Source organism: Thalassolituus sp. UBA2009, from assembly GCF_002335285.1.
Taxonomy (GTDB): domain Bacteria; phylum Pseudomonadota; class Gammaproteobacteria; order Pseudomonadales; family Oceanobacteraceae; genus Venatoribacter; species Venatoribacter alkanivorans.
In genome coordinates this window covers 23,106-31,748 of the sequence record NZ_DDCJ01000022.1, presented here as the reverse complement: position 1 = coordinate 31,748, position 8,643 = coordinate 23,106, and the positions used below count along the sequence as shown (strand labels likewise).

Annotated in this window: 8 protein-coding genes; 3 read left to right on the top strand and 5 right to left on the bottom strand. The window is 52.3% G+C overall.

Annotated elements, in window-relative coordinates; all coding sequences use genetic code 11:
- Positions 1-46: 46 nt before the first annotated feature.
- The 4 genes from hflD to B3P58_RS02460 are packed head-to-tail and all read right to left on the bottom strand — an operon-like array spanning position 47 to position 2,929.
- A complete protein-coding gene (gene hflD / locus B3P58_RS02475) occupies positions 47-697 on the bottom strand; it encodes a high frequency lysogenization protein HflD (RefSeq protein ID WP_230332259.1) in 651 nt (216 codons plus the stop codon).
- Complete coding sequence (gene mnmA / locus B3P58_RS02470; RefSeq protein WP_145468626.1) at positions 694-1,791, bottom strand: tRNA 2-thiouridine(34) synthase MnmA; 1,098 nt, start codon at positions 1,789-1,791, stop codon at positions 694-696. The genes hflD and mnmA overlap by 4 nt, the downstream gene beginning before the upstream one ends.
- Before the next feature lie 2 nt (positions 1,792-1,793).
- Complete coding sequence (locus tag B3P58_RS02465; RefSeq protein ID WP_286715885.1) at positions 1,794-2,243, bottom strand: NUDIX hydrolase; 450 nt, start codon at positions 2,241-2,243, stop codon at positions 1,794-1,796.
- Positions 2,244-2,302: 59 nt separating this feature from the next.
- Entirely contained in the window at positions 2,303-2,929 is a 627-nt protein-coding gene (locus tag B3P58_RS02460) for a pseudouridine synthase (RefSeq protein WP_286715882.1), read from the bottom strand.
- A 264-nt stretch (positions 2,930-3,193) separates the two neighbouring features.
- Here B3P58_RS02460 and B3P58_RS02455 point away from each other — a divergent pair, with 264 nt between their 5' ends.
- Positions 3,194-5,428 (top strand): NADP-dependent isocitrate dehydrogenase, encoded by a 2,235-nt coding sequence (locus tag B3P58_RS02455; RefSeq protein ID WP_286715879.1) that lies wholly within the window; start codon positions 3,194-3,196, stop codon positions 5,426-5,428.
- 81 nt (positions 5,429-5,509) lie between these two features.
- On the opposite strand, the gene cspD is transcribed toward B3P58_RS02455, so the two are convergent.
- On the bottom strand, positions 5,510-5,779 hold the full coding sequence (gene cspD, locus B3P58_RS02450) for a cold shock domain-containing protein CspD (protein WP_286715877.1): 270 nt from the start codon (positions 5,777-5,779) through the stop codon (positions 5,510-5,512).
- A gap of 246 nt (positions 5,780-6,025) precedes the next feature.
- Here cspD and clpS point away from each other — a divergent pair, with 246 nt between their 5' ends.
- Both clpS and clpA read left to right on the top strand, forming a co-directional pair.
- Positions 6,026-6,385: an ATP-dependent Clp protease adapter ClpS gene (gene clpS / locus B3P58_RS02445; protein ID WP_145469061.1), complete on the top strand. Its 360-nt coding sequence runs from the start codon at positions 6,026-6,028 to the stop codon at positions 6,383-6,385.
- A 14-nt stretch (positions 6,386-6,399) separates the two neighbouring features.
- The coding region (gene clpA, locus B3P58_RS02440) for an ATP-dependent Clp protease ATP-binding subunit ClpA (protein ID WP_286715875.1) at positions 6,400-8,643 on the top strand (2,244 nt) is incomplete at its 3' end.

Below are 8,643 nucleotides of genomic sequence, written 5' to 3'. Positions count from 1 at the left end.
TCCATCATCGGAGCGGTGGTAAAGGTTCGGTCGATGTGTTTTCTGGTCATGGCTGGCGATCGTTATCCGCAGGGTTTTGCAGCAGGGTGGTACAGGCTTTCAGGTAGCGGCTGCGGTTTATCAGCAGGTGCCAGCGTTTGCCGCCAACCTGACGCCAGAGAATAGCGCCGCGGATACCGGCCAGCAGCAGCGCACGTACGCGGTTGGCCGTGTGGGCGTTCTGCAGGTGTGTCGGGTTGCCGGTGACGTGAATACGGAAACTAAGGTTGCTCAGCGTCTGTTTATACAGTCCTGCCAGTGCGGCGACGGTGTTTTCATGTCCGACAGAAAAATGATCCGCCTGGCGCGAGGCACTCTGGATGCCATCGCCCAGCGCGGCCATCATCGCTGGCTTCTGACGCAGCTTGCGCTCCAGGTGCAACAGGCTCAGGGCGTAGCGGGTAACGTCAGGGCTGACGCCCTGCATTGAACGATTGAGCATGGTACCCAGGTGGTTCAGGCCGACGTTCAGGCTGGTATGAGGGTTGCCGTAAACATCGCTGAAATGCTGCGGTGACTGAATAAACAGGGCGCGTAACAATGGCTCGGATGAGTCGGCAGGGATGTCCCCGGTCCGGGCCAATTGTTCAACCAGCACCGCAGCCTGTACCACGGCAGCCAGGGCAATGGCTTGCTCTTCATTGCGGGAAAGCATCATTCGTTGTCACCGGTCTGTTCAATAACCCCGCCACCGAGGCAGGTTTCGCCAACATAAAACACCACCGACTGTCCCGGCGTGATGGCCCGCTGTGGCTGATCAAAGGTAATACGGTACTGGTTGCCATCACGTTCGATCAGGCAGGCCTGATCATCCTGACGGTAGCGCACTTTGGCGCTGCAGCGCAGTGGCAGTTCAGGTTCGCCATTGACCCAGAAAACCTGTTCGGTGGTCAGCCAGTCTTTGAATAGTAATGGGTGATTCTTGCCCTGAACGGCGATCAGAACATTCCGTTCCAGATCTTTGCCGGCAACAAACCAGGGTTCATCCGGATAGCCGGCCAAACCACCGATGCCGAGCCCCTGACGCTGACCCAGGGTGTGGTACATCAAACCCTGGTGGGCACCGATGTCTTCACCTTTGTCGGTCTCAATGCGGCCGGGCTGGGCCGGCAGATATTGCTTAAGAAAATCGCTGAAACGGCGCTCGCCGATAAAGCAGATGCCGGTGGAATCTTTTTTACCTGCGGTGATCAGCCCCTGTTCTTCAGCGATACGGCGCACTTCCGGTTTTTCCAGTTCACCAACCGGGAACAGGGTCTGGCGGATTTCGGCTTCACCGACGGCATGCAGGAAGTAGCTCTGATCTTTATTGCCATCGAGTCCTTTGAGCAGATAGGTGTGGCCGTCTTTATCGAGGCGGCGCACATAGTGTCCGGTGGCGATCAGATCGGCACCCAGCACCTTGGCGTAATCAAGGAAGGCTTTGAACTTGATTTCACGGTTACACAGGATATCCGGATTGGGCGTACGGCCGGCTTTGTATTCGTTGAGGAAATACTCGAACACATTGTCCCAGTATTCGGCAGCAAAGTTGGCCTGATGCAGCTTAATACCCAGGGTGTCGCATACCTGCTGGGCATCGGCCAGATCTTCTTTGGCGGTGCAGTATTCTGTGCCGTCGTCTTCGTCCCAGTTCTTCATGAACAGGCCTTCGACCTGATAGCCCTGCTCAAGCAGAAGGTAAGCGGAAACAGAGGAGTCGACGCCGCCGGACATGCCGACAATGACTTTGGTTTCAGAAGGCGTTTTCATGATTAAGGGTGCTCTACAATAACGTCCAGAGGGTAACGCTTCCCGGCGAGATAATCCTCAATACAGGTCAGGACCATCGGGCTGCGCAGCTGTGTGCTTGTGCGCAGTTCATCAATGCTCAGCCAGCGCGGGCCAATAATGCCATCATCCAGCACGGCGCCTTCTACCACATGCAGCGCCCGGGCGAACAGGCAGTAGCGGTGATAGGTCACCTGATTGGCCGGGGCGGTGTAGGTGTACAGGCCAACCAGGCCTTCAGGCTCCACCAGCCAGCCTGTTTCTTCCAGGGTCTCGCGCCGTGCCGCGTCGATAACGGTTTCGCCTTCTTCTATATGTCCGGCTGGCTGATTGATTACCTGCTGGCCGAGACTGATTTCTTCAACCATAAGGAAGCGGCCTTCGTGTTCAACGATGGTGGCAACGGTGGCATGTGGAGTCCAGCGCTCAGACATGAGACATCCTGATAAAAAAGGGGCAGGGAGTTTACCCGAAATAAGGGCGCTTGCTCAAATCAGCGCGGTTTACGTGCCGTGCTGATTTTGCGCCTGCCACGCTGCTGTGTGGTCGGGCGGGATTTACCCGGCGTCGGGGCTGGCATGTGTACAGTTTCTTTACGGTATTCGCCAGGCTGCAGATCACCCAGAGACCAGGGGCCAATACTGGCGCGTACCAGACGCAGGGTCGGGTGTCCGATATGAGCAGTCATGCGCCGCACCTGACGGTTGCGGCCTTCACGGATGCGGATCTCAAGCCAGCTGGTGATGTCGTTGGCGCGCTGGCGGATGGGCGGATGGCGGGGCCATAGTGGCGGCTCTTCAATAATGCGGGCGCCAGCGGGGCGGGTCGGCCCGTCTTTTAAGGTGATGCCGCTGCGCAAGGCCTGCAGAGCGGCATCATCCGGAATCCCCTCAACCTGAACCCAATAGGTTTTTTCCATCTTGTGCTGCGGGTCGGCAATACGCGCCTGCAGCTGGCCGTTGTCGGTCAGAAGCAGCAGGCCTTCGGAGTCGTAATCGAGGCGGCCGGCCGGATAAACGCCGGGTAGGTCAATATGCGCCTTGAGCGTGCAGCGCCCCTCAGAGTCACTAAACTGGGAGAGGACGTTAAAAGGCTTGTTGAGCAGTATCAGGGTGGCCATGGCTTTGTCTGGTTGGTTCTGTAAGAAAACTACTTATTCTTTCGTCTAGCTTGCATTTTTTGTAGAAAAACTACAAATTACCGCCCCGGACTCTATGAGTCGCCGGAACTAATCCCCGGCACCGATGCGGTTGACTGTCCCAGCATAAGCAGGACAGATCCCGAACCGGAGGCTTTATTGTACAGGAAATGCGGTGGCCAAAAGCTACCCGCCTGTTAAGCCTCATGCGAAACAGCAATCAGCTACCATGCGATAGGAGTAACAATGTCCACCGATACCCCAAAGATCATTTACACAGAGACCGATGAAGCGCCGGCACTGGCAACCTACTCTCTGCTTCCGATCGTTAAGGCATTTACTCAGTCAGCTGGTATTGCTGTTGAAACCCGCGATATTTCTCTTGCCGGTCGTATCCTTGCTGCTTTCCCGGAATACCTGACCGAAGAACAACGTCAGTCTGACGACCTGGCAGAGCTGGGTGCTCTGGCAAACCGTCCTGAGGCCAACATCATTAAGCTGCCAAATATCAGTGCCTCTGTGCCGCAGCTGATTGATGCCATCAAAGAATTAAAAGCCAAAGGTTTTAAAATCCCCCGTTATCTGGAAGAGCCGGAAACTGAGGAAGAAAAAGAAGCCAAGCGCCGTTACGACAAAATCAAAGGCAGTGCGGTAAACCCGGTATTGCGTGAAGGCAACTCAGACCGTCGCGCGCCAGCCTCGGTTAAACAGTACGCCCGCAATAATCCTCACAGCATGGGTGAATGGTCTGCGGATTCCAAGACCCATGTTGCCCACATGGATCATGGCGATTTCTACGGCAGTGAAAAGTCGGTAACCATGGCAGCGGCGACCGATGCCCGTATTGAATTCATCGCCGCTGATGGTGAAAAAACGGTTCTTAAAGCCAAGCTGCCGCTGCTGGCTGATGAAGTTATCGATGCTTCAGTGATGAGCCGTAAGGCACTGCGTGAATTTTTTGCCCGTGAGTTTGAAGATGCGCGTCAGCAGGGTGTACTGCTGTCTGTGCACCTGAAAGCCACCATGATGAAAGTATCCGATCCGATCATCTTTGGTCATGCGGTATCTGTATTCTTCTCTGATGTGTTTGAAAAATACGCCGAAACCTTTGATGAGCTGGGCATTAATCCAAATAACGGTCTGGGTGATTTGCTGTGGAAACTGCGCCATCTGCCAGAAGAGCAGCGTGCTGCCATCGAAGCCGATATTCAGGCGTGTTACAGCAAGCGTCCTGAGCTGGGTATGGTGAATTCCGATAAGGGTATCACCAACCTGCATGTACCAAACGATGTGATTGTTGATGCGTCTATGCCAGCGATGATCCGGGCGTCTGGTAAGTTCTGGGATAAAGAAGGTGGCCTGCAGGACACCAAGGCCATTATTCCGGATCGCTGCTATGCCGGCGTGTATCAGGAAACCATTAACTTCTGTAAGAAAAATGGTGCGTTCGATCCGCGCACAATGGGCAGTGTGCCTAACGTTGGCCTGATGGCGCAGAAGGCGGAAGAATACGGCTCACACGATAAAACTTTCGAGATTCAGGCTGATGGCCGCGTTCAGGTTGTCGACGCCGGCGGTAACGTATTGCTTGAGCATGCCGTAGAAGAAGGCGATATCTGGCGTATGTGTCAGGCCAAAGATGCACCGATTCAGGACTGGGTGAAGCTTGCAGTAACCCGTGCCCGTCTGAGTGATACGCCAGCGATTTTCTGGCTGGATAAAAACCGTGCTCATGATGCACAGCTGATTGCCAAGGTTGAGAAGTATCTGGCTCAGCACGATACTTCCGGTCTGGATATCAGCATTATGACCCCGGAAGAAGCGACCCGTGTAACCCTGCAGCGCCTGAAAGAAGGCAAAGATACGATTTCCGTTACCGGTAACGTTCTGCGTGATTACCTGACGGATCTGTTCCCGATTATGGAGCTGGGCACCAGCGCCAAAATGCTCTCTATCGTGCCATTAATGGCTGGCGGTGGTCTGTTTGAAACAGGTGCCGGTGGTTCTGCACCTAAGCATGTACAGCAGTTACTGGAAGAAGATTTCCTGCGCTGGGATTCGCTGGGTGAATTTATGGCATTGTCGGCCTCTCTCGAACATCTGGCGCATGCTACCGGCAATGATAAAGCTCACGTGCTGGCAGAAACACTGGATCTCGCAACAGGTCAGGTGCTCGACAATAACAAATCGCCATCCCGTAAAGTGGGTGATATTGATAACCGCGGCAGTCATTTTTATCTGGCGCTGTATTGGGCAAAAGCACTGGCTGAGCAGACTAAAGATGCAGACCTTCAGTCATGCTTTGCGCCGCTGGCGAAAAAACTCTCGGATAATGAAGCGGCAATTATGGCTGAGCTGTCCGCAGTGCAGGGTAGCAAAGTTGACATTGGCGGTTACTATCGTCCGGTGCCGGCTTTGGCAGAGAAAGCGATGCGTCCAAGTGCAACGTTGAATACAGCCATTGATGGTCACTCCTGCTGATCAGTTAAGCAACATAAAAAAACCGCCGAAAGGCGGTTTTTTTATGTCCGTTTGTCTTGTCGTGTATGCAGCCTGATGAGATCAGGCTCCCTCGGGAGTAAATGAATGCTCGTCTGAAGTTTCGTTATCAGCCGAAGCTGCATCAGTCTCTAGAGCGCGGATGTTAATAGCATGGGTGCCTTTATCGCTGGGCTTGGTGTCAAACTGAACGGCCTGGCCAGCTTTCAGTGTGCGGTAGCCATCCATCTGGATAGTTGAGTAATGGGCGAACAGGTCTTCATTGCTGTCATCAGCAAGAATGAAACCGTAGCCTTTTGCGTTGTTGAACCACTTTACCTTCCCTGTTTTCATTATTATGCCTCCCTTGCATGCCTTACGACTGAAATAAGCTCTGGCTTACTACCCATGGCTGAATAACACACTAACCCCACAAAAACAGAGCGTCAAGCGTCCATAAGTGGTCTTTATTTGCATTCACACTTGTTATTGTTTGGGGCGCCCGCATTTAACAAATAACACCCTGGAAGCATTGCTGTGCTAGAGGTGTGGGGGGCAGAGGGTTATCATGCCAGCAAAATGCAACGATTCTATCAGGCTATGCACCACATCTTTGATTCTCAACTAAACTTACAAGCAGAAGATCCTTACTCCAATGATCATGGTGGGGTGGTAACTGAAGCGGTAAAGCCAGCTCTGAAAAAGCCCCCTATGTATTGTGTGGTTATGATGAATGATGACTACACACCCATGGAGTTCGTAGTTGAAGTGTTGCAGCGTTTTTTCAGTAAAACGCCAGAGCAGGCAACGCAGATTATGTTAACGGTTCACACTAAAGGCAGTGCAGTTTGCGCAATACATACGAAAGACGTAGCGGAAACTAAAGCGGCTGTAGTGAATCAATATGCAAGAGATTGTCAGCATCCGTTGATGTGTGAAATTTCTCCGGCAGATGACTGAGGTTAGGAGGCAATATGCTGAACCGAGAGTTAGAGCAAACACTGAATGATGCATTTAAGGATGCTCGCTCGAAACGTCATGAATTTATGACGGTAGAACACCTGCTTCTGGCCTTGCTGGACAATGAGGCGGCAGCTTCCGTGCTGGAGGCCTGTGGTGCAGATATCACCAAGCTGCGCAAAGAGCTGCAGGAGTTTGTAGACTCCACTACACCACTGATTCCTGAGCATGATGGTGAGCGGGAAACCCAGCCAACGCTGGGATTTCAGCGCGTACTGCAACGGGCCGTATTTCATGTTCAGTCGTCCGGAAAGTCTGAAGTTACCGGGGCAAATGTTCTGGTTGCTATTTTCTCTGAACAGGAAAGTCAGGCTGTTTACTTCCTGAAACAACAGAATATCGCCCGTATTGATGTGGTGAATTACATCTCTCATGGAATTTCTAAAGTATCCGGCCCGGATGAGTCTTCTGACCACCTGTCCGAAGGGTCGGAAGAGGAAGCTGAGAATAGCAGTAAAAGTGCGCTGGAGGGTTACGCAACCAACCTGAACCGTTTGGCGCGGGAAGGTAAGATTGATCCGCTGATTGGTCGTGATTATGAAGTCAGTCGTCTGGTGCAGACACTGGCCCGCCGGCGCAAAAATAATCCACTGTTAGTCGGCGACTCCGGTGTTGGTAAAACCGCCATTGTTGAAGGTCTGGCCAAGCGCATTGTTGATCACGATGTACCTGAGGTTATTGAGGATGCCGTTGTTTACAGCCTGGATATGGGCGCGCTTCTTGCCGGAACAAAATATCGCGGCGATTTTGAAAAACGTTTTAAAGCCTTGCTTGCCGAGCTGAAAAAGCAGCCTCATGGCATTTTATTTATTGATGAAATTCATACCATCATCGGTGCTGGTGCTGCATCCGGTGGTGTTATGGATGCCAGTAATTTATTAAAACCTCTGCTGAGTTCCGGTGAGATACGTTGCATTGGCTCTACAACCTTTACCGAATTCCGCGGAATTTTTGAAAAGGACAGCGCACTGACCCGTCGCTTCCAGAAAATAGATGTAGCTCAGCCATCGGTTGAAGATACCTATAAAATTCTTAAGGGGCTGAAGTCCCGTTTTGAAGAGCATCACAATATTCGCTACACCGATAAGGCGTTAAAAGCGGCGGCTGAGTTGGCGGAGCGCTATATCACAGACCGTAATCTGCCGGATAAAGCGATTGACGTAATTGATGAAGTCGGTGCGCTGCAGCATCTGTTGCCAGCGAACAAACGCAAGAAAGTGATCGGCGTGACTGAGGTTGAACAGGTCGTTGCGGCGATTGCCCGTATTCCGCCAAAAACCGTATCGGCTTCGGATAAAGAACTTCTGTTTAAACTGGAAGATAAATTATCCATGGTGGTGTTTGGTCAGGATGAGGCGATCCAGACTTTATCGACAGCGATTAAAATGTCGCGTGCCGGACTTAATTCTCCGCAAAAACCCATTGGCTCATTCCTGTTTGCCGGGCCTACCGGTGTCGGTAAAACCGAGGTGTCACGACAGCTGGCGAATGTTATGGGGATGGAATTAATCCGCTTTGATATGTCTGAGTATATGGAGCGCCACACCGTTTCCCGTCTGATCGGTGCGCCTCCGGGTTATGTCGGTTATGACCAGGGTGGGCTGCTTACCGAGGCAATCAATAAAAATCCACACTGCGTATTGTTATTGGACGAAATTGAGAAGGCCCACCCGGAAGTGTTCAATATTCTTCTGCAGGTGATGGATCATGGCACGCTGACGGATAATAACGGCCGTAAAACGGATTTTCGTAATGTCATTCTGATCATGACAACCAACGCCGGGGCAGAGCAGATGAGCCGTTCAAGTATCGGCTTTACCTTCCAGGATCACAGTACGGATGGTATGGAGGCGCTGAAGAAAACCTTTACGCCGGAATTCCGCAACCGGATCGACAGTATTATTCAGTTCTCGCCATTATCGCGCGATACCATTCTGCACGTTGTCGATAAGTTTTTGGCAGAACTGCAGGGGCAGCTGGACGACAAACGCGTGCTGCTGAATGTCGATGATGATGCGCGCCAGTGGCTGGCTGAGCACGGTTATGACGAACGTATGGGGGCTCGTCCAATGAGTCGTCTGGTTCAGGATAAAGTGAAAAAGCCATTGGCCGAGAAAATTCTGTTCGGCGAGCTTGCTCAGGGCGGGGAAGTGGATATTGCAGTTGAGGATGGAGAGTTGGTTCTGACAGTGCCCGAG

Coding starts and splice junctions, on each gene's coding strand:
- hflD (WP_230332259.1), bottom strand. CDS start 697: ATGATGCTTTCCCGCAATGAAGAGCAAGCCATTGCCCTGGCTGCCGTG.
- mnmA (WP_145468626.1), bottom strand. CDS start 1,791: ATGAAAACGCCTTCTGAAACCAAAGTCATTGTCGGCATGTCCGGCGGC.
- B3P58_RS02465 (WP_286715885.1), bottom strand. CDS start 2,243: ATGTCTGAGCGCTGGACTCCACATGCCACCGTTGCCACCATCGTTGAA.
- B3P58_RS02460 (WP_286715882.1), bottom strand. CDS start 2,929: ATGGCCACCCTGATACTGCTCAACAAGCCTTTTAACGTCCTCTCCCAG.
- B3P58_RS02455 (WP_286715879.1), top strand. CDS start 3,194: ATGTCCACCGATACCCCAAAGATCATTTACACAGAGACCGATGAAGCG.
- cspD (WP_286715877.1), bottom strand. CDS start 5,779: ATGAAAACAGGGAAGGTAAAGTGGTTCAACAACGCAAAAGGCTACGGT.
- clpS (WP_145469061.1), top strand. CDS start 6,026: ATGCACCACATCTTTGATTCTCAACTAAACTTACAAGCAGAAGATCCT.